This is a genomic window from Mycobacterium sp. pR1184, from assembly GCF_041287235.1.
Lineage (GTDB): Bacteria > Actinomycetota > Actinomycetes > Mycobacteriales > Mycobacteriaceae > Mycobacterium.
Map to the genome: position 1 here is coordinate 238,813 of NZ_JBGGKR010000006.1, position 19,787 is coordinate 258,599.

At 62.8% G+C, this 19,787-nt stretch carries 17 protein-coding genes and 1 tRNA gene; 4 read left to right on the plus strand and 14 right to left on the minus strand.

Features of this window, described 5'->3' with window-relative positions:
* Positions 1-10: 10 nt before the first annotated feature.
* Together ACAG21_RS13140 and ACAG21_RS13145 are read right to left on the minus strand one after the other, a co-directional pair.
* Positions 11-541 carry a YbhB/YbcL family Raf kinase inhibitor-like protein gene (locus ACAG21_RS13140; RefSeq protein ID WP_370496550.1) on the minus strand — a complete coding sequence of 177 codons (531 nt, stop codon included), beginning with the start codon at positions 539-541 and terminating at the stop codon, positions 11-13.
* 25 nt (positions 542-566) lie between these two features.
* Positions 567-1,913 (minus strand): M20/M25/M40 family metallo-hydrolase, encoded by a 1,347-nt coding sequence (locus ACAG21_RS13145; protein ID WP_370496551.1) that lies wholly within the window; start codon positions 1,911-1,913, stop codon positions 567-569.
* A 388-nt stretch (positions 1,914-2,301) separates the two neighbouring features.
* On the opposite strand from ACAG21_RS13145, the gene ACAG21_RS13150 reads away from it, so the two are divergent.
* A tRNA-Leu gene (locus tag ACAG21_RS13150) sits at positions 2,302-2,387 on the plus strand.
* Here the strand turns inward: ACAG21_RS13150 and ACAG21_RS13155 are convergent.
* The 4 genes from ACAG21_RS13155 to ACAG21_RS13170 all read right to left on the minus strand — a co-directional run bounded on the left by ACAG21_RS13155 (position 2,369) and on the right by ACAG21_RS13170 (position 7,571).
* Complete coding sequence (locus tag ACAG21_RS13155; RefSeq protein ID WP_012394803.1) at positions 2,369-4,015, minus strand: recombinase family protein; 1,647 nt, start codon at positions 4,013-4,015, stop codon at positions 2,369-2,371. The two genes, ACAG21_RS13150 and ACAG21_RS13155, sit on opposite strands and share 19 nt — an antisense overlap.
* A gap of 186 nt (positions 4,016-4,201) precedes the next feature.
* The gene (locus ACAG21_RS13160) at positions 4,202-5,707 is read right to left on the minus strand and encodes a replication initiator (protein ID WP_012394804.1); all 1,506 of its coding nucleotides are present in this window, start codon (positions 5,705-5,707) and stop codon (positions 4,202-4,204) included.
* Positions 5,704-7,137 (minus strand): FtsK/SpoIIIE domain-containing protein, encoded by a 1,434-nt coding sequence (locus tag ACAG21_RS13165; RefSeq protein ID WP_012394805.1) that lies wholly within the window; start codon positions 7,135-7,137, stop codon positions 5,704-5,706. The genes ACAG21_RS13160 and ACAG21_RS13165 overlap by 4 nt, the downstream gene beginning before the upstream one ends.
* 89 nt (positions 7,138-7,226) lie before the next feature.
* The gene (locus ACAG21_RS13170; RefSeq protein WP_011893911.1) at positions 7,227-7,571 is read right to left on the minus strand and encodes a hypothetical protein; all 345 of its coding nucleotides are present in this window, start codon (positions 7,569-7,571) and stop codon (positions 7,227-7,229) included.
* A gap of 239 nt (positions 7,572-7,810) precedes the next feature.
* On the opposite strand from ACAG21_RS13170, the gene ACAG21_RS13175 reads away from it, so the two are divergent.
* Together ACAG21_RS13175 and ACAG21_RS13180 are read left to right on the plus strand one after the other, a co-directional pair.
* The gene (locus ACAG21_RS13175) at positions 7,811-8,629 is read left to right on the plus strand and encodes a hypothetical protein (protein WP_012394806.1); all 819 of its coding nucleotides are present in this window, start codon (positions 7,811-7,813) and stop codon (positions 8,627-8,629) included.
* Positions 8,630-8,634: 5 nt separating this feature from the next.
* Complete coding sequence (locus tag ACAG21_RS13180; protein ID WP_012394807.1) at positions 8,635-9,102, plus strand: NUDIX hydrolase; 468 nt, start codon at positions 8,635-8,637, stop codon at positions 9,100-9,102.
* Between the two features lie 10 nt (positions 9,103-9,112).
* Here ACAG21_RS13180 and ACAG21_RS13185 read toward each other — a convergent pair whose 3' ends face one another.
* Positions 9,113-9,649, minus strand: coding sequence for an HD domain-containing protein (locus ACAG21_RS13185; protein WP_012394808.1), 537 nt, complete (start codon positions 9,647-9,649; stop codon positions 9,113-9,115).
* A 521-nt stretch (positions 9,650-10,170) separates the two neighbouring features.
* Here ACAG21_RS13185 and ACAG21_RS13190 point away from each other — a divergent pair.
* Positions 10,171-10,485, plus strand: coding sequence for a transposase (locus ACAG21_RS13190; protein WP_231973737.1), 315 nt, complete (start codon positions 10,171-10,173; stop codon positions 10,483-10,485).
* Positions 10,486-10,621: 136 nt separating this feature from the next.
* Here ACAG21_RS13190 and ACAG21_RS13195 read toward each other — a convergent pair whose 3' ends face one another.
* The 7 genes from ACAG21_RS13195 to ACAG21_RS13225 all read right to left on the minus strand — a co-directional run bounded on the left by ACAG21_RS13195 (position 10,622) and on the right by ACAG21_RS13225 (position 19,749).
* Positions 10,622-11,743 (minus strand): acyl-CoA dehydrogenase family protein, encoded by a 1,122-nt coding sequence (locus ACAG21_RS13195; RefSeq protein WP_016889182.1) that lies wholly within the window; start codon positions 11,741-11,743, stop codon positions 10,622-10,624.
* 66 nt (positions 11,744-11,809) lie between these two features.
* The gene (locus tag ACAG21_RS13200) at positions 11,810-13,435 is read right to left on the minus strand and encodes a fatty acid--CoA ligase (RefSeq protein ID WP_370496554.1); all 1,626 of its coding nucleotides are present in this window, start codon (positions 13,433-13,435) and stop codon (positions 11,810-11,812) included.
* Positions 13,436-13,449: 14 nt separating this feature from the next.
* Positions 13,450-14,103 (minus strand): transglutaminase-like domain-containing protein, encoded by a 654-nt coding sequence (locus tag ACAG21_RS13205; RefSeq protein ID WP_012394811.1) that lies wholly within the window; start codon positions 14,101-14,103, stop codon positions 13,450-13,452.
* Positions 14,100-15,557 carry a cytochrome P450 gene (locus ACAG21_RS13210; RefSeq protein ID WP_012394812.1) on the minus strand — a complete coding sequence of 486 codons (1,458 nt, stop codon included), beginning with the start codon at positions 15,555-15,557 and terminating at the stop codon, positions 14,100-14,102. The genes ACAG21_RS13205 and ACAG21_RS13210 overlap by 4 nt, the downstream gene beginning before the upstream one ends.
* Positions 15,558-15,672: 115 nt before the next feature.
* A complete protein-coding gene (locus ACAG21_RS13215) occupies positions 15,673-17,208 on the minus strand; it encodes a flavin-containing monooxygenase (protein WP_370496642.1) in 1,536 nt (511 codons plus the stop codon).
* Positions 17,209-17,269: 61 nt separating this feature from the next.
* Positions 17,270-18,235, minus strand: coding sequence for an alpha/beta hydrolase (locus ACAG21_RS13220; RefSeq protein ID WP_012394814.1), 966 nt, complete (start codon positions 18,233-18,235; stop codon positions 17,270-17,272).
* On the minus strand, positions 18,232-19,749 hold the full coding sequence (locus tag ACAG21_RS13225; protein ID WP_012394815.1) for an NAD(P)/FAD-dependent oxidoreductase: 1,518 nt from the start codon (positions 19,747-19,749) through the stop codon (positions 18,232-18,234). The genes ACAG21_RS13220 and ACAG21_RS13225 overlap by 4 nt, the downstream gene beginning before the upstream one ends.
* Positions 19,750-19,787: the final 38 nt, after the last annotated feature.

Here is a 19,787-nt window from a genome sequence, read left to right on the forward strand (position 1 = left end):
GAGGCTTCACCTACTTCTGTTCGTAGGTGCCGTGAATGTAGGCCCGCGCGATCGCGTGCTGGAACAGGTTGAAGCCGAGGAACGCCGGGCTCGCGTCCTCGGAGAGGTCGAGCTTGTCGACGTCGACGGCGTGCACCGCGACGTAGTAGCGATGCGGACCGTGTCCGGGCGGCGGCGCGGCACCGATGAAGCGCCGCATGCCGGCGTCGTTGACCAGTTGCTGTGCGCCGCCGGGCAGCTCGCGCCCGTCGCCGGCGTCCTCGGGCAGCTCGGTGACGTCGGCCGGCAGATTGGCCACGGCCCAGTGCCAGAACCCGGACAGCGTCGGCGCGTCAGGGTCGTAGACGGTGACCGCGAAGCTGCGCGTCTGGGCGGGGAATCCCGACCAGCTCAGCTGCGGGCTCACGTCCTCTCCCCCGGCGCCCATGATGCCGCTGACCTGCGACATGGCCAGCGGTTGACCGTCGGTGATCGAAGTCGAGGTCACGGTGAATGTCGGCAGCTTCGGCAGCGCGTCATACGGGTCGGGCTTCACGCTCATGGCGATCCTCTCGTGTGGGTTCGTTCTAACAGTGGGTCAGGAAGTGGGCCAGCACGTCGGTGCCGAACCGCAGCGCGTCGACGGGTACCCGCTCATCGACACCGTGGAACAGTGAAGCGAAATCCAATTCCGGCGGCAGCCGCAGCGGCGCGAAGCCGAAGCAACGAATTCCTATGCGCGCGAAGGCTTTCGCGTCGGTACCACCGGAGAGCATATAGGGCACGATGCGGCCGTCCGGGTCGACCGCCAGCACGGCCGCGTTCATCGCGTCGACCAGATCCCCGTCGAAATTGGTCTCGTATGACGGCAAGTCCCGGATCCACTCCCGCGTGACGTCCGGGCCGAGCAACTCGTCGATCTCGGCCTCGAACGCGGCCTGCCGGCCGGGCAGCACGCGGCAGTCGATCACCGCCTCGGCGCTGCCGGGGATCACGTTGGCCTTGTACCCGGCCTTGAGCATCGTCGGGTTGGCGGTGTCACGCACGATCGCCTTCAGCATGCGAGCCATCGGACCGAGTTTCTCGATGACGCCTTCCAGATCGCCGGAGTCGGTGTCGAAGATCAGGCCGGTCTCGTCACTGATGGCGGTCAGGAACTCGACCACGGTGTCGGTCATCACCAGCGGAAACTGGTGCCGGCCAATCCGCGCGACGGCCTCGGAAAGCAGCGTGACCGCGTTGCGGTCGTTGGCCATCGAGCCGTGCCCGGCCTGGCCCCGGGCGGTCAGCTTCATCCACTGGATGCCCTTCTCGGCCGTCTCGATCAGATACAGCCGGCGTTCACCGCCGTCACGACGCGGCACGGTCAGCGAGAACCCGCCCACCTCGCCGATCGCCTCGGTAACCCCCTCGAACAGCTCCGGGCGGTTGTCGACCAGCCAGTGTGACCCGTACTTGCCGCCGTGCTCCTCGTCGGCCACGAACGCGAACACCAAATCGCGTGGCGGCACGATGCCGGCCTGCTTCAACTGGCGGGCGACGACGATCATCATGCCGACCATGTCTTTCATGTCGACCGCGCCGCGGCCCCAGACATAGCCGTCCTCGACCGCGCCGGAAAACGGATGAACACTCCAGTCGGCGGGTTCGGCCGGCACGACGTCGAGATGCCCATGGATCAGCAGTGCGCCGCGAGAGCTGTCGGCGCCCTTCAGACGGACGAAAACATTGCCCCGTCCGGGGGCGCCGGATTCCAGGTATTGGGGCTGGTAGCCGACCTCCGCGAGCTGTTCGGCAACCCAGTGGGCGCATTCGGCCTCGCCCTGCGTGGTCTCGGGGTCACCAGTGTTGGTGGTGTCGAATCGGATCAGCCGACTGACGACTTCGACCACATCGTCGCTCGGATGGTTGGGAACTCCGTTCTCAACTGTCACAACCACCTTTCCTACCACTGCCGAGGATGCCCGGCGCACGCAGCGGAACCCAGTCGGTCCGCGAACGGTCCGGAAAGACTCGCGAACCGTCCGGAAACGCCCGCGAGCCTCTCATGTACCCAAGGGGGGTATGGTATCTTCGCCAAATGCGGAGAATCGCGGGAGTGGCTGCCGTTGCCGTGCTGGGAGTTGGCGTTCTGGGGCTGGCCGAGTTGACTACCGCCGCTCCCGCACCCGCCCAAGTCGCCGGGCGCGCGATAGCGGGCCACCAAGGTGGTTGTCTGCCCTGTCGCGTACGTCACCACCACCGCTAGCCCGCCGTCGGCGAGCTAAGTTGGGCCCGTGCGGGCCGATCCGCTAGCCTTAGCTGCCAACTCTCGTTGGTCTGGTCCGAGTGGCGGAATGGCAGACGCGCTAGCTTGAGGTGCTAGTGCCCTACTAATGGGCGTGGGGGTTCAAGTCCCCCCTCGGACACGTCCGGCGACACGACTTAAGTCGGCAGTCGCCGTGACTCGCTGAAGATGCGGGTCGTAGTCGAGGCGCAGGCCCAGGCTTGCGTATACCTGAGCGCGTTCCGCCCCGGTTGCCTCACCAAGCACTGCTGACAGCCCGCCCAATTCCTCAACCAACTCGCTGATTTGTGCGGCAGTCATGACGCGAGGTCGCTCCGCTTGCTCAAGACGGACCTTCAGCTCGTCGCGCTCGGCGGTGCGGCGGCGCAATGCAACAGTCAAATCCTCAACGGCCACACCAGACTCCACGGCGGTAACCAGAGCAGCAACCTTCGCATTCGCCTCGCTGAGCTGGCGCCGCAAGGCCGCGTAGCCAGCCCCTGCTACCGGGTCCGCGTCTTGCCCGCGTGCCAAGTCGGCCGGATCGGCCAGGGTGGCGATCCATTCGTCAAGTCGCGCAGTCACCTCATCTTCACGGAGGTAGACGGTGCGCGGGTGATCACTCAGGTCCGCGGGTACCGAACGCGACTTACCGAGCTCACAACGGTAGAGGATGCGTGTTGTTCGCTTCCCGGCGCGGGCAGCGCCCTGCATCCGCCGTCCACATGCGGCACAGAACAGCAGCCCACGCAGTGCATATGGCACTGTTGACTCTCTGCTGCAAACAAGACCGGGACCCCGCCGCGCCTGCATCCGAAGACGAACAGCCTGCGCTAGTTCGTCACGGATCAGCGCTTCATGCGTGCGGCGTTCTGGTGCGATCCAGTCGGCCTCATCACGCCACCGCATACGAGTCTCATACCCCGCAGCGACATCATCGGGGTTGACCAGAACCTCGTATTTCTCCTGCTTGCCCCAAACACGGATACCGCGGTACGCCGGGTTGTCGAGTATCGCGCGGATCGCCGAATGGGACCATCCTCGTGGGTCACGATGCCGATTCCGTGCCGGGTCGTACTGGCTCGGTGACGGTACACCATCGTCGGTGAGCCGTTGCGCGATATAGCGCAGGCCCGCTCCGTCGGCGTACATGCGGTAGATCCGCTCGACGACCGAAGATGTCGCGGGGTCGGGTTCGAGGCGGTGAAGCCGCTGCCCAAGATTGGCCTTGGCAGGGTTTGGATGCGGGCCGGCATCGACGAGCCGGTAACCGTAGGGTGGTCGACCACCGAGATATCTGGCGGTGTCGTGCGCGAGTGCTGACATCGCCGTACGGACGCGCATCTGGATTCGAGCGCGCTCTCCCTTGCTCATGCCGCCGAACAGAGTCATCACCAGGTCGTGTGCCTCGGAGCCGGGATCGACCGCTCCGCCGACCTCGGGTACCCACAGGCCAACTCCGTAGTGCGTGAGGACAGGGAAGGTGAGCGCGAACTGCGGCCCGTAGAACGCACGGGCGGGTTCCCCAATCACTACGGCATCAAAGCTACGGTCCCGACAAGCGACATCAGCAAGCAGACGTGACGCCTCTGGCCTGCGCTTCCACGGCAGTGAACGGCTCTGTCCCACATCGAAGTAGTCGGCGGCGATGAATCCGCCGTGCGGAGTGATCAGGTCCATGGCACGCCGCTTCTGCCAGCTGCGGCTCGCCTCCGGGTCTTGAGCGTCCTCCGTGCTCACTCGGCCATAGAAGGCGAACCTCAGGCTCACGCCACTCCCCTCCCTGATCCAAGCATCCGGTCCCGCACAGCCATTATCACGTGTACCAGCGCGCGGTTGGCCTCGGACGGAAGTCGATATTGGTTGGGCACAACAATTTCAACACCCCCCTCTGACACCGTCGGCGCATCGGGACGAGCGTCACACCCGGAGCGAGCACGTGCTGCTCGGGACCTGTCAGCCATCGCTTCCCCCTGGCGGATCCCATTGTTGATTGCGGGCTTGGCCACGGACTTCGATCAGTCCGATGCGGCGGGTGTGGATGTGTTGGACGGCCGCGGAGTAGATGAGGGTCCGGTCGCCGAGGCTGGTGGGGCCGGCACGATCGAATTCCCATGCCACCAGATCATCGCCATCGGTGGAGTCGAGGCCGAGATCATGTTGGTGCGCAGTGCTTTTTAAACGTTGTTCACGGGTCCAGGCCGCGCGACGTTCGCGCAGCGCGGTCATCGTGGTGGAATAGCGGCGGGATTTGCTGGTGATGTGGCCCCGGTAGCCCAGGGTGTGCAGCCACCGACCGACACCGGCCAGTCCCTTATCGGCGAGTTGGCTGATGGCGGTCAGGATCGCCCGAACGTGGTCGCAGACATCGAGGTCAGCGATGGCCTCGGTGGAGATGCGTCGCGCGCTGATCCCGACGTCAGCTAAGGATTTGGTGACGTATTTCGCGAGGTAGCGAGCTACGCGGCGGCCTGGAAGAACCCCGCCGTGTGGTGAATCCTCCTGCACAGCAGAGCCGTCCGTGCCGGCGTGCCGGTTGTCGATGGGTTGGGTGTCGACTTGTGTGCCGAACCTGATCACCCGTGTCGCTGTATTTGAGGATGAGTCGGTGACCGTCACGGCCACGGTTCGAACGGCCTGTTGGATGATGGTGGCCAGTTCGGTTGCCGCAAGGGGCGCATGCCAGTCATGACCGCCAGAGTCATCGCTGTCGGGCGGGTCGAGGCGGATCAGGGCATGAATGTGCGGGATGAGCCGGGCTTGCAGTTCGACGACTTTGATGAAGCTGACCTGCACCGCATCCGGGTCGGCGCCCGAAGCACGTAGCTCTCGGCGCAGTGTGCGTCGCAGGGTGATGGTGAAGCGTCGCCACAGTTCGGGCAGGTGCCATGTGAACAGGACATGCCCGGTGTAGTCGTAGCAGTCCGCGCAGATCGGCTGTCCCGCATAGATATCACCTTCGCCGTGGGTTGTGCTGCACCACAGTGGTTTTCCATGCGGGCATCGGCGGTAGCCGCCAGTGTGGTGGTGGTCGCGACACACACGCTGCTTCTTGTCGCCTGCACGCGCGGCGGCGTGAACAGGCCCGTAGCTAGGTGCGGTGAGGGTGACGAACACCTGCGGACGATCGGCCACTGCTGCGGGGATGTTGTGGTGGCCGCCGGCGGTGCCAGCGTGCACGAGCTGCCACGTGTCGCGGGCGTACAGGTCTGAGCACGATGGGCATACCTGTGCGCGGCGGTTGTTGCACCGTGTCCACACCACCCGATCGCGGCCTATCTCGTCGGTACCTCTGAGTTGGATGGGGTGGGCGCAGAAGCCAACAGATTCCGCGCGCCGCCACCACGATTCGAACCCCGTCGAGGACGCGCGGCGCACCATCTGATCCACCACCGCATTGGTGTCGATCGAGCCGGGAACCCCGGGCAACACCAGCGTGGGGGCTGTCGTTGCAGTAGTCACCGTTGACCCCGGGCGGTGTCGGTGCGCCCGCTGTTGGACTGGTTGGTTCGGGTCGCGGCACGAGGTGGCCGGAATCGTGCTGCCAGAGTGGCGATGTCGTGGTCGGCGACGTGAAATGCCCGTACCCGCACCGGTTGGGCCGTGCCATCGATCATCATGTAGCCCACACCGGGAGTGGTGTCGGGGATGTGATCGCAGTCGGCCCCCGCGTCGCGGGCGCCCTGGCCCAAAACCATGGTGGTTTGGGTGGCTTCGGTCAACCGCAACCCGATTCGCACGGTAAACAGCTGCCGCACCGGCAGGGTGTCTTTGGCCGGATCTTGCACCGCTGCCACCACCGAAATGCCGACGGCCCGGCCTTGGGAGAGCAGCAGGCCCAACAGCTGTTCAATTTCGCTGCGCACCTTGCGGTCGGTCACATACGCAGTCAGCGCGGCGATCTCATCGATCACCACCACGAATAACGGCTCAGTCGGAGTCGGGGTGTGCATGCGCGTCTTGCCCCGTAACCGATTGGCGCGGGCGTGCATCACCTCCACTAGTTGCCGCAGCAGGTACAGGGTGGTGCCAGTGGCGTCGTGGGTGAACACCGTGAACATGGGTGCTCCGGCGCCCAGTTCCATGCCGCCTTTCGGGTCGATGACGCAGAGCCGCACTTGTCCGGTTTTCACGGCGGGGGCGAGGCCAGCGATCAGTGACCACAACACTGAACCTTTCCCCGCGCCGGTCGCGCCAGCCACGAGCAGGTGGTGGCCAAGCAGAGGTAGGTGCCACCAGTGGCGGGTTTCGGTGATCCCGACCCGCACCGACCCCACATCCACCGCAGTCGCCGTCGTGGGCATGGGCAGGGCAATCGGGTCGGCCAGCACGTCGCCGCGCATCAGGGTGATGCGTAGCTCTCCGGGCGCGGTCGCGCGGATGGCGATCCGGTCGGCACGCCAGGCGGCGGCTAGCGCCTCGGATTGCTTGTGCCAATCAGCCAGGGAGTGGCCGGTGACCACTCGCAGCGCCAGGACGTCGGTCGTCTTGCCGATGCGCACCGACTGCAAGGTCGGCACCAAGGTGCGTTCGCCAAGTGTGGCGGTCAGGCCGTGCAGGGTGCACACCGATTGCCAGGTGCGGGTGTAGCGCGACCAGGTCAACCAGCGCCGCCGCACCGGCTCGGTGACCCATCCGTGAAACGATCGCGGGTCCAGCCACGCCCAGCCCGCATACGCGGCAGCGAAAGCAATACCGATGATCAGACCCGCGCGTGAGCCATGGGTAATGGCCATCGCCACGCTGGCGATGATCGGGATGCTGATGGCCGGGAACAGGACCGCCCACCACAGCAGATACCCGGCCGCTTTGAACAGTGAGAGGATGAGGTCGGTGATCCAGTCGTCGTCGTTGGATTGAGAGTTCTTGCTGTTTTTGTAGTTTGATGCCATGACAGGCGTCCCTCTGGTGAGTGAATGGTCGATAGCAGCTCACGTGCTGGGGCGCGACACCCACGAGCGCCGCGCCCCAGCAAATGGGGTTATTTCTGCGCGCGGGACGCTTGATCGCTCGGCGCAGCCGCGGGGTTGGTGGGGGTGATGGCGTCGGCACGGAACGCCACGCCGCTGCGATCACCTTGAGCCCAAGGGATAGCAACCAGACCCGCGACTGAAACAGGTTGGGTGACTGTCACTTTCGGATCCCCGGCGACGGTGACGTTGAGCACTTCACCACCGGTGTCATCCAACGCCAACAGCTGCGCGGCATACAGTGGCACGCCGGTGGCGGTGTCCACTTTTGGGCTGCCGGTCTCGAAGTTCAGCCGCGGCTCGGCCGCTCGGGTGACGATGAACCGTGTGCCTGATGTGTCGATTCTTAAACGCATTGTCCCGCTGTTCCTTTCGTGATCTGTTTGCGCCCGTTGCGGCGCTGGGCTCAGTTCACGTGGACATCGCGGACGTAGCGAGGGACGTTGGCAGGCATTGCCGACACTGCCGCAGACATTTCGGACACGACAGGGACATGCCCGTGGGCATCGGACGGGCATCACCGCCGCGGGGCGGCGGCAGTCGCATGGCAAACTAGGAACCACGCGCTGAGGATGGACAGGGATGACACGGAAAGATGTGCGCTGAGACGACGGGCGATCAGGACGGCGACGCCGAGGCCGCCACGATCCCCAACGATCGCCTCACCCAACGGCTGCACGCCAAGGGACTCTCCCCACAGAGGTTCGCCACTGCGGTGGGCGTGGATATCAAGACGGTGCGCCGCTGGCTGGCCAACATCGACTACAACGTCCGCGAGGACAACGCCCGCCGCGCCGCTAAGCTGCTTGGCTGCACACCGCACAACCTGTGGCCCAACCAGTATCCTGCCCCTACCGCGAGCGCGCTGGCGACGACGTCGCTGGGTGGTCCGTTCACCGCGACGCTGTATGCCAGCCGCACCCAGCTGCCGATCACGACGTGGCAGCAGCATTTCGGCGACGCCACCACCGGCATCGACATCCTCGTCCTGGCGGCCACGTTCCTGTTTGACACCCTCGACGGCTTCCTCGACATTCTGCTCGACGCCGCCGCCCGCGGTGTGGCGGTGCGGTTTCTCGTCGGGGATCCTGACACTGCCACCACGATCCTGCGCGGCAAGGAGGAAGGCATCGGCGAGGCCGTCATCGCCCGCTGCCGCACGTCCGTGGAGTTGCTCGCCCCGCATGCCGATACCCCGGGGCTGGATATCCGCACCCACGACACCACGCTCTACACGTCGATCTTCCGGGTCGACGACGCCATGATCGTCAACTTCCACATCTACGGCTCACCCGGGCGCAACAACCCCGTGCTTGTGCTGTCGCGCCACCACGAACCACGGCTCTGGGCCACCCTCGAAGACGCTTTCACCCAGGTCTGGGATCGCGCCAGACCGCTCAGCGCGAAAGGCTGAACCCTATGCGAACCGACTACTACAACGACCCCAACGCCCCGCTGCCCAACAGCGTCGTTCCGTCAGCCTCGGCCATCGTCACCGACGAACAGGGTCGTATCCTGCTGATCAAACGCCGCGACAACACCCTGTGGGCGCTACCCGGCGGCGGACACGACATCGGCGAAACGATTGCCGACACCGCCGTCCGGGAAGTCAAAGAGGAAACCGGGCTCGACATTGAAGTCACCGGCCTTGTCGGTGTCTACACCAACCCGCAGCATGTCGTCGCGTTCACCGATGGCGAAGTCCGCCAACAGTTCTCTCTGTCCTTCACCACCAAGGTTCTCGGCGGTACCCTGGCCATCGATCACGAAAGCACCGACATCGCCTGGACCGATCCCGACGACATCCCCAATCTGGACATGCACCCGTCGATGCGACTGCGCATCGAGCACTACCTGCAACACCGCGACAGCCCCTACCTCGGCTAACCGGCTGGGTTTACAGCCAATCGCGTACCCGTCGGACCGCCGCCAACAGTTCGTCGCGCCCCGCGTCGACCGCGCGGTGCACCGGGTCCTCGGGTCCATAGCGGCCCAACACCTCGATCAATCGATCTCGCGGTGATACCGGCGCCCCGTCCGGCCCGGTCGTCAGATCGCAAAAGGTCAACACATCCAGAACATCGCTGGGCGGATCGCTGAACGCCGCTAAACCTGACAAGCCGCGCTCGGCAGCTTCCGCGTGCGCCCCAGTATGGAACGCCACCAGGGAGGCGACCAGCTCCCGAAAACCCGCCGCCCGGGCAAACTCTGCGCCATCGAGCGGATGAAACCCGGTCCGGCGCAACGACGGTGCGTAGCCGATATCGTGCAGCCACGCCGCTGCCACCAAAGAGTCCGCTGTCTGGGCATCGAACCGCCGACTCAGCCGCTCGGCAGTCGTCGCGACACCCCGCACATGCGCCAACCGCCGCAGCTGCCCCACCAGTCGCGTCTCGGCCTCTCGCCGTGCACGCTGCGCCAGCATCCCGCTCACAACCGCCATCCTACGAGTCCCATCGCCATGGCGCAGACCCGCAACTGATGCTCAGCGGAGCCCGGGCCGCCATAGCCCGCGAGGAACCGGCGGCTACCTGCGGGCTTCGCTACACTCCCTCTGCTCCCGTCCGCTGGCGCTCCCGTCCGCGCCGCTCGCTACGCTTCGCCCTCCGTCCGCCGCCACACAAGCTTGCACACGACGACGAGCGCTGTACATCTCAACGGCCACGGCATCCTGGCACCACGACAAGCCAGGACTGTCCTCGCTCCTCGCCGCATCGAGACGCCGCGGGCAGCAGGCGCGACCAACGCCCGCCTGACCGCCGCTGGCCTGCGATGTGAGAACTTTCTTTACTGCTATCAAGTCGATGGCGGCACGTTGCCACCAGCTCGACACCGCAGCCGCCCGACTCGAACGCCACGTCGACACCATCACCGCCACCGCCGCACCCGAGCTACAGCGTCGGGCCCGACACCGCTGCCACGCTGCTGACCGCCCTCGGCGACAACCCCGCTCGGATCGGCAGCGACGCCGCTTTCGCCAAACTCTGCGGGGTCAGCCCACTGGAAGCCTCCAGCGGCAAAACGATCCGCCACCGGCTCAATTGGGGAGGCAATCGCGACGCCAACCGTGCCCTGCACGTCATCCTGGTGGTGCGCATGCGCCGTCACCAGCCCACCCGCGACTACTTCGTTCACCGCCTGGCCGAAGGCAAAACCAAGAACGAGATCATGCGCTGCATCAAGCGTACATCGCCCGCGAGATCTACCACGCCCTCCGCCAACCCAGCAGAAGAACCAACGAACTCATTGCCTGAAGAACTCATTGCCTGAAGATAGGAGCATCTGGTATCAACTCCCGAAGGGCACCCGATCCGCAATGTCCACCCATTTCGTGGCGATATGGCACCTCTGTAGATGCCATCAATCCTCCCAGGTGAGTAATGTGCAGGTGGCTAATCGTTCAGGGTCATAGGGAACGCGAGATGATTTCCTTCATCACCTCATTTGTGCCGGCGTAGATTTTCTGCACGCGCTGGTCCACCCACAATCTCGAGATGGGGTACTCGGTCATGTACCCATATCCGCCGTGGAGCTGCAAACAGTCATCGAGCACCTTCATCGCTCGCTCAGTGGTCCACCATTTCGCCATGGCGACGGTCTGGACGTCGAGTTGGCCCGCGAGGTGTAGGTCGATGCAGTAGTCCAAAAATACTCGTGCGATGCGCGTTTCGGTTGCAGCTTCGGCCAAGATGAATTTCGTGTTCTGGAAGCCGAAGACGGGCCGTCCGAACGCTTCCCGCTCACGGGTGTATTTGAGTGTCTGCTCCACGGCAAGTTCCATCGCCGCGACCGCCCCAACCGCGACGATGAGCCGCTCTTGAGGTAGCTGCGTCATCAGCTGAATGAAACCCTGACCCTCGGTCTCGCCCAGGAGGTGCGAGCGGGGCACTCTTACGTCGTCGAAGAACAACTCGGAGGTGTCTTGTCCGCGTTGGCCGATTTTGTCGAGGACCTTGCCGCGCCGGAATCCGGGTCGATCGGCTTCGGCGACGATCAGCGAGATGCCGGCGGCGCCCTGACTTGGATCTGTCTTGGCGACGACGATGATCAGGTCGGCTTGCTGACCGTTGGTGATGAAGGTCTTTGCGCCGGTGATCACGTACTCGTCACCGTCAAGAATTGCTTTGGTCTTGACACTCTGCAGATCAGAACCGGTCCCTGGCTCCGTCATGGCGATAGCACCGATCATTTCGCCTGAGGCCATCTTGGGCAGCCACTGCCTCCGTAGTTCTTCGGCCGCATACTGGAGGATGTAGTGCGCGACGATTCCGCTGTGCAGCCCTGCGCCCCATGAGCTGTCCCCGACTCGGGCTTGCTCTTCGAGTACGACGGCTTCGTGCGCGAATGTGCCGCCTCCCCCGCCGTATTCTTCGGGTATGGACATGCAGAGCAGGCCTAGTTCGCCGGCTTTGTGCCACAATTCTCGGTCAACTTGGTGCTGGTCTGCGAAACGTTGCGCATGTGGGGCCAATTCGGTCGAGAAGAACTTCGCGGCAAGGTCACGAAGCTCGAGCAATTCGGCGCTCATCCAGGGAGAAATTGATGCTGTCACAGGATTCCCTCTCGGCTGTTCAATATCAATGGGTTTGATTTCTTAGGACGTTTCGATCTGATACTCGCCGGCGGAGTGACGCGCGCGTATGGCCTTCTTGTCGTATTTCCCGACGCTTGTTCGGGGAATCTCAGACACGAAGCTCCACCGCTCCGGGATCCACCACTTGGCGACCTTGTCCAACAGAAACGCGCGCAGTCGGTCGATGTCGACCTCGGCTCCACGGTGAACCACGACCAGGGCGAGCGGTCTTTCCTGCCATTTGTCGTCGGGAACTGCCACCACCGCAGCCTCGTAGATCGCCGGGTGACCAATCAGCGTGTTTTCCAGCTCGACTGAGGAGATCCATTCTCCACCTGACTTGATGACGTCCTTCGCACGATCGGTCAGCGTGAGATACCCGTCCGGGTCGATCCGGCCGACGTCGCCGGTGCGCAGCCACCCTCCGTCGAACTTGTCCGGATCATCGTCGCCGAAGTAGGCGCCGGTGATCCACGGGCCTCGCGCCTGTATTTCACCCGCTGATCGACCGTCCCACGGCACTGTCTTCTTGTGGTCGTCACGCAACCGGATCTCGACACCGCACATCGGCCGACCCTGGCTTTCGCGCATCTCCCACGCACGGGTCTCGCCTACTCCGTGCGCTGCGCGTGCGACGGTAGCCAGCGGCGAGGTTTCGGTCATGCCCCATGCCTGCACGATAGGCACGTTGTACTTGTCTTCGAATGCCCGCATCAGCGAGACGGGGACTGCCGATCCCCCGCAGGCAACCAGCCGAAGTGAGGAGATGTCCCGGGCGGGATTCGATTCCAGGTATCGATCGACATCGTTCCAGATCGTCGGCACTGCACCGGCGATAGTCGGCTGAGTCTCTTCGATGATCGACACCAGCGGCGCGGCTTGCAGATGGCGATCGGGTAATACCAAGTCCGCACCAGACATCAACGCCGCGTAGATCAGTCCCCACGCATTGGCGTGAAACATCGGGACAATGGCCAGGATACGGTCGGCCTCGCTCACTGCCAGGGCGTTCGACGTGCAGGCGGTCAGTGCATGTAGGTAGGTCGAACGGTGGCTGTAGACAACACCTTTGGGATTTCCAGTAGTCCCGCTGGTGTAGCACATGGCCGCGGCGGAACGCTCATCGATCTCGGGCCAATCGAAAGTCTCCGGTTGCTGCGCCAGGATCTCCTCGTAACGCAACACCGTCTTCCCGCATCGCTGCAGCGGAGCGAGGTCGCCGCCCCCGGTGGCGATGACCGTATGCACCGACTCCATCGCTGGTAGCGCACTAGCCAACAATGGCGCAACCGACGCATCCACCAGGATGATCTGATCGCTGGCATGGTTGGCGATGTACGCGAGTTGCTCTGGAGCCAAACGAATGTTGAGGGTGTGCAGCACCGCGCCCATGGAGGGAACCGCGCAGTAGGCCTCGAGATGTTCTTGGTTACTGCACTGAAAAGTGGCCACCCGTTGATCTGCCGTTATTCCGAGCCCGCGCAACGCATTGGCAAGTCGGCCCGCTCGCCCCAGGACGCTACGGTAGGACATACTTCGGTATCCAATTCCGTCGGGGGTGATCACCTCGCTGTTTCCGTGAATGGAGGCGGCATGGCGGACAATTGCCGAGATTGTGAGCTGGACGTCTTGCATCGTGCTGTGCATTACGCATCGGCCCTTCAGGCGAACAGGTCTGGATGGCGACTCGCATCGCCTATGAGCGTCCCGTAGTGGGTTCTGAGCGCTTGCAGGATCTCTGCCAGCGGTAGATCGTCGAAGGCGCCTCGATCCCTCAGATATTCCATGTGTTGTGTGCCGTCACCGGCGAACCCGTGCAGCAGGGCGTCTGTGCGCCCGTCGAAATCAATTGGCGGGACGCCGAACCGTGCGCATAGCTCGCGATTGAACGCCGGAGTTGCCTTGACCCAGACACCGCAGAGATGCATGAGGCTGTATCCGTGGTAGACGAAGACGTCGGTACCGCCCATCCGCTCACGCAATGTCTCGGTCTGAAGGTGGTTTCGGACATCGGCGAACCCCAGCCGCGCTGGGATGCCTGCTGCTCGGCAGGCCGCCGTCAAGAGCACCGCCTTCGGGACGCAGTAAGCGCGGTCTGCAGTTGCGATGGTGCTGGCGCGATACGCATGCGGGTCATCGGTCACGGTGTAGGGGTCATACCAAATCGAGTCGCGGACCGCAGTGAAGATGGCTATGGCCTTCGTGGTGTCGTCGACCGCGCCGCGGGTCGCCGATGCAACGAAGTCGCGTACCGATTCATGTTGCCAATCGAGGAACTCCGTGGGCTCCAGGTAAGGCGAGTTCTCACCGCTCATCGGTGCCGCAACGTCACAGGCAGTCCGTCCACGGGAATGGGCAGCGAGGTGTTGTCCCAACGCACGTGATAGTCGTTTGGGACCGTCCAAGTGTAGGTACGCAACATCTGGTGCAGGATTGCCTTCACCTCGAGTGTGCCGAACTGCATCCCAATGCATTTGTGCGCCCCCCCGCCGAACGGCACCCAGGCGAATCGGTGCTGTTGGTCCTCGCGCCGGGGCTCATCGAAGCGCGACGGATCGAAACGGTCCGGGTCGCTCCATATTCTGCGGTCGAAGTGATTTACGGCGGGTGTGATTGCGCACAAGGTTTCACGGGGGATGTGATAGCCGTCGATGGCGACATCGCGGACGGTCTTGCGCATCACCAGCGGAACGGGCGCCAGCAGACGCAGAGCTTCTTTGAGGATCAGATCGAGGACCGTCATCCGCTCCAGTTCGTCGATATCTGGCGAATCGTGACCGAAGGACCGCGCCTCCGCCGCTGCCTTCTCCTGCCACTCAGGATGTTTAGCGAGGAAGTAGGTGACAGCAGTGGTGGTGATCGTGGAGGTGTCATGGGCGGCCATCATGAGAAAGATCATGTGGTTGATCACATCCTCGTCGGAGAACCGTTCACCGTCTTCTGTGGTCGCCTGGCAGAGGGCGGCGAATAGATCGTCGGTCTCGCCTGCACGCGCGGCCGGCAGGTGTCGGGAGAAGTAGTCCTCCAACACGCGCCGCCCATGCACGCCGGCGCGGAACCTGGTGCCCGGGAGTGGAACTCGCACAAAGGAACTCGCCGCGCGAACAGTGGACACGAACGCCTCGTTGACAGCAGCGCTCTCGTCCTTGCCGCGGCCACCCATGAAGACATCCGTGGCAATATCGAGGGTGAGATTCTTCAACAACGGGTAGATCCGGACCGACGGACCGGTCGGCCACGCGGGCACGGCTGCGCGAACGCACGGGGCCACCTGCCCGACATATCCGGTCAGGCGAGGACGCGTGAACGCCTCCTGCATGATGCGCCGGTGCATCAAATGTTCGTCGAAGCTCATGAGCATCAACCCGCGATGGAAGAAAGCATCGATCAGGAAGGACCAGCCATCTTGAGAAAAGGCCTTGGCTTCGCTTGTGAACGCCTCACGCGTTGCGTCTGGACCGGCGATGACCACCATTTTGGTACCGAATGCGCCCATCCACGACACCGAGCCCAAACGTTCGTAACGCTCCCGACTGAATTCTGAACCAAATCGGATGTAGTCGACAGTGTGCCCCAGCAACGGGAGTCCAGCGTCCCCTAGGACGGCTCTCAGCCCAGATCCGGCGGGGGCCGGCGCAAGTTCCCGGACTCTCCAGTCCCGACTCCACTGTCGCCATTTGTCATCGACGACGCGGGGGGCGGGCGCCAACAGGACAGACGTCAACCGCTCCTTGGGGTGACGCGTGATTGCGAGAAGCTGATTAGCCACGATGCCTCCTGGGCGCTCTGCTGCACGGGTATCTGGTAATAGTTTACATAGATGTGCTGAATGTCAATATTCGAACAGTTAACAGTGAAATGTTAGACACCGCCTGCGACCCGGATCATCTGCGCAGCCTCGCGCGGTTCTCACTCGGGCCGTCTAACTGAAGGCGTTCAACGTGCCTGAATAGATAATCGTGACTGCGTGGTTTGCGGGTGAGGATCCGGTAGGCAAATGTAGGCCCAGGCCAGTTCGTCGGGATCGCGCCACTCGAGGTCGTGTACCAGCTCGCGCAAAGCGCCCACACCGACCTTCGCAGCCGCCGGCTCAATCGTGTGTTGTAGCTTTGCTCGATGTCTGGCCTGACGTCGACCGTACGCCCTGGGTCACTCGCCAAAATCTTGATGAGGGCACCGACATAGCGGACCTGAGACTCGATCATGTAAATGATCGACCCGGAACCGACATTCGTGTTCGGGCCATAGAGGAGAAAGAGATTCGGGAACATCGGGACTGTAATGCCCAGGTATGCGTGCGCCTGCGTCCCCCACACCTCGTCCAGAGTCACTCCGCCCCAGCCGCGAACACGCATCGGGGCGAGGAAGTCGGTAGCGCGGAAACCTGTTCCGTAAATGACGACATCCGCGCGATGGAGTACGCCATCGTCGGTCACGACTCCCTTGTCGCAAAGCTTCGCAACCGCGTTGGTCACCAACGAGACTTCACCGTTGGCAATCGCGGGGTAGTAATCATTCGAGAACAACACCCGCTTGCACCCCGGCGCATCTGATGGCGTGAGTTGCCGGCGCAGCATTGGATCGGCAACCTGCCGATGGAGGTGGTAGCGGGCGACCGCGCCGAGAATGCGTGACAAGGGCTTCGCGTCGACCAACGTCACTGCGAGCACTTCAAAAATCAGCCATACCGCGAAACGCTCAAGACGCAGCCACAGCGGCAGAACCTTAATCAGCTGTTGGTGAAGACGTCCGTACCTGCTGTCCCACTTCGGCAAAATCCAAGGCGCCGTGCGCTGATACAGCGTTACGCGCTGTGCCTCGTGTGCGATCCGTGGCACAAACTGTATCGCGCTTGCGCCTGTCCCGATGACGGCTACTTCCTTGCCGCGCAGCGATACCGAATGGTCCCAACGCGCCGAATGAAAACGCGGCCCCTCGAAGGTGTCTTCGCCGGCAATATTCGGCGTATGAGGTCGCGAGAGCTGCCCCACGGCCGAAATCACGACATCGCACCAGATCGTCTCGCTGGATCCGGTCACCAAACGCCAACGGCCGGCCTGTTCATCGAAGGTCATCTCGACGACTTCGGTCCGCGTGCGCAAATGCAGGTCCATTCCGTCGGCCAGGACGAGTCGGCGAAGATATTGGAGTATCTCGGGCTGTTCTGCATAACGTCTCGACCAACGAGTGTTGGGCGTGTCCGAGAGTGAGTACAACGCTGACGGCACGTCGCAAGCCGCTCCTGGATAGGTGTTGTCGCGCCAGACGCCGCCGATGTCTGCAGCTTTTTCCACCATGGTGAAGTTGGTGAATCCGTCCCTCTTCAGCTGATGGGCCATGGCGATACCCGCGACGCCGGCCCCGATGATCACTATCGACGGATCGTGTCCTCGAGGATCCCTCGCAAAGCCGCCTGTCATGAGACAGCTAAGAAGCAGTTGATGGCGCGGTGGCAGTGGAGCATCCACGGTCCCAACACTTTCACCGGTGGGCCGAAGCTTTCAGGAAGTTTCCAGCGCGGTGGATCGCCTCACGAGCCTCGGGCAGGATTCGGAACATGGCTTGGAACACGTGGATCTGTCCCCGGTACACCTGTATCTCAACGCTTGATCCGGCCGATCGGAGGCGGTCGGCAAGATGCCTCGAGTCATCGATCAACATTTCTCTTCCGCCTACCTGAATCAGGATCGGTGGCATGGACCTGAGGTCTGCGTCGAGCACGCTGATTCGCTCATTGCGGTGATCTGCACCAGCCACGTACAGGTCAAGAGCGCGGGCCGCGGACCGAGCAGAGGCGAAAGGATCACGGCGGCGAAGTTCGCGTGCCCTCGCGAGTTCACATGTCAGATCCAGGACCGGAGACATGAGAAGCATCGAATCCGGCAGCGGCAGTCCGTCACTACGTGCGCCAAGGGCGGTGGCCATCGTGAGCTGGCCGCCCGCCGAGTCCCCGGCCACCGCAACACCGCGTTCGCCGGAAGCCGAAGGCTGCCCTGTGACGAGCCAGCGGTATGCGTTCAGTGCATCGTCGGCGGCAGCGGGAAAGGGATAGCGTGGAGCTAGCCGATACCTCACCGCAAAGATGGGCCGACCGCTCGCGGAGGCAAGTTCACCGAGCAGGCCGCGGTGGGTAGCCGGTGAGCACATGGAGTAGGCGCCGCCATGAATGTAGAGCAACGGAACCGCGTGTGGATCGACTGCAGGAGAAGTGATCCAATCCCCGCGTATCTGATTCCCGGCGAACTCGGTATCTATTGTGCGAACCGCCACGCTTCGGCGGGGCCGCGATCCCACAAGCGCCATCCGGAGTACGCGATCCATCACCGCGAGGCCGTGGGCGCTCGACGGGATGAGTTGCGACAGCGGACGCAGTGTGTTTCGCGAAGTCATTGCCACGAAATGACTTGCAAGACTGGGGCGCCGGTCCGCCGCATCAGTGTTGGTCACCGTGCGCCAACGGATTCTGCGCGACGTTCAAATCGGTAATCGGAGAGCCGGAAGGTGCGGCTACGCCAGTAAGTCTCCAGGGTAGTTGACGGACGCAACGGAACATCGCCGTGTTTGTCGAAATAGTAACTGTTGGCATTGGAACAGCTCGGCTGCCAGAAAACCTGTCGATGTCGGCGGCTAACCATGTCACCGAAGTAGCGATCGTTCGCCTGCTGTCTGACCTCTACGTAATCAGCCTTCAGCGTGCGCGCACGACGAAGACAGCGGACGATATGCCGACTTTGCGCCTCGATGAGTGTGAAGTACGAGGAGCCGTTGTAACCATAGGGACCGAAGATATTGAAGTGATTCGGGAACCCTGGGACGCTCACACCCTCGAAGGCTTGGAGGCGGTGCTCATCCCACCAGGCAGACTGCTCCACTCCACCGCGTCCCTTCAGCACATAAGTCGGCATATTGCCCGACTCCATCACTTTGAACCCGGTGGCCAAGACCATGACATCGATCGGATAACTCTTGCCATCTTCAGTGTGAACCGAGGCATGGTCGACATGGGTGATGCCGCTGGTCTCGAGCGAAACATTGCGACGGTTGTACGTTGCGAGATAGGAATTGTGGAAACTCGGTCGCTTACAACCCAACGAATAGCGAGGAATGAGTTGGTCTCGAGTCACCGGATCGTCGACCGCCCGACGCATATAGCGTTTCGCCGCCTCTTCCATGAGGTCCGACACAGGGATCAACGAGTGAAAATGAGCTGCGATGGGAAATGTGAACTCGACGAACGCCTGACTCGCAGTGCGCGTCATCAGTTGTGCCCCTGGCACCAACCGCATCACTGTCGCGGCCCAGCTCGGTATGGAGAAATCCGGCTTCGGCAAGCAGTAAATCGGCGTTCGCTGGAAGACCGTCAGACTTGATGCGATCTTCGCGACTTCGGGAATCAGCTGCACCGCAGATGCCCCAGTCCCGATCACCGCCACCCGCTTACCGGTGAGATCTTTCGTATGGTCCCATCTGGCCGTATGCAGCGTCACGCCGGCGAAGTCGCGCACTCCTGGAATATCAGGCCACTTCGGCCGACTGAGAACGCCAGAGCAATTTATCACAAAACGCGCGGTCAGATTCTGACCAGAGGAGCAGCTCAGCCGCCATAGTGCGGCGCCTTCGTCGAAACAGGCTTCGTCCACAGTCGTGTTGAACCGGATGTAATTTTGGAGTCCGTATTTTTCTACACACCGCTCTGCATAAGCCTTCAACTCATCCCCGTGAGCGTAAGTACGTGACCAGGATGTTCGCATCTCATAAGAGAACTGGTAACTATAGGACGGAATATCGACCGCTATTCCCGGATACGTATTCCAGTGCCATGTACCGCCGACGCCATCGGCGTCATCGACTATAAGAAAGTCCGCAAATCCGGCCTTCAACAGGCTGATCGCTGTACCAATCCCAGAAAACCCGGCTCCGACTATTACAATTTCGTAGTGCTGCCCAGACTCAGAACCCATTACTTCCTCACGTGCGCTTTGATGTTTACCCTATCCGC

Bases quoted from the DNA above. Each gene is read 5' to 3' on its own strand.
- ACAG21_RS13140 (WP_370496550.1), bottom strand. From the start codon at position 541: ATGAGCGTGAAGCCCGACCCGTATGACGCGCTGCCGAAGCTGCCGACA.
- ACAG21_RS13165 (WP_012394805.1), bottom strand. From the start codon at position 7,137: ATGGCATCAAACTACAAAAACAGCAAGAACTCTCAATCCAACGACGAC.
- ACAG21_RS13170 (WP_011893911.1), bottom strand. From the start codon at position 7,571: ATGCGTTTAAGAATCGACACATCAGGCACACGGTTCATCGTCACCCGA.
- ACAG21_RS13175 (WP_012394806.1), top strand. From the start codon at position 7,811: ATGTGCGCTGAGACGACGGGCGATCAGGACGGCGACGCCGAGGCCGCC.
- ACAG21_RS13180 (WP_012394807.1), top strand. From the start codon at position 8,635: ATGCGAACCGACTACTACAACGACCCCAACGCCCCGCTGCCCAACAGC.
- ACAG21_RS13195 (WP_016889182.1), bottom strand. From the start codon at position 11,743: ATGAGCGCCGAATTGCTCGAGCTTCGTGACCTTGCCGCGAAGTTCTTC.
- ACAG21_RS13200 (WP_370496554.1), bottom strand. From the start codon at position 13,435: ATGCACAGCACGATGCAAGACGTCCAGCTCACAATCTCGGCAATTGTC.
- ACAG21_RS13205 (WP_012394811.1), bottom strand. From the start codon at position 14,103: ATGAGCGGTGAGAACTCGCCTTACCTGGAGCCCACGGAGTTCCTCGAT.
- ACAG21_RS13215 (WP_370496642.1), bottom strand. From the start codon at position 17,208: ATGACAGGCGGCTTTGCGAGGGATCCTCGAGGACACGATCCGTCGATA.
- ACAG21_RS13225 (WP_012394815.1), bottom strand. From the start codon at position 19,749: ATGGGTTCTGAGTCTGGGCAGCACTACGAAATTGTAATAGTCGGAGCC.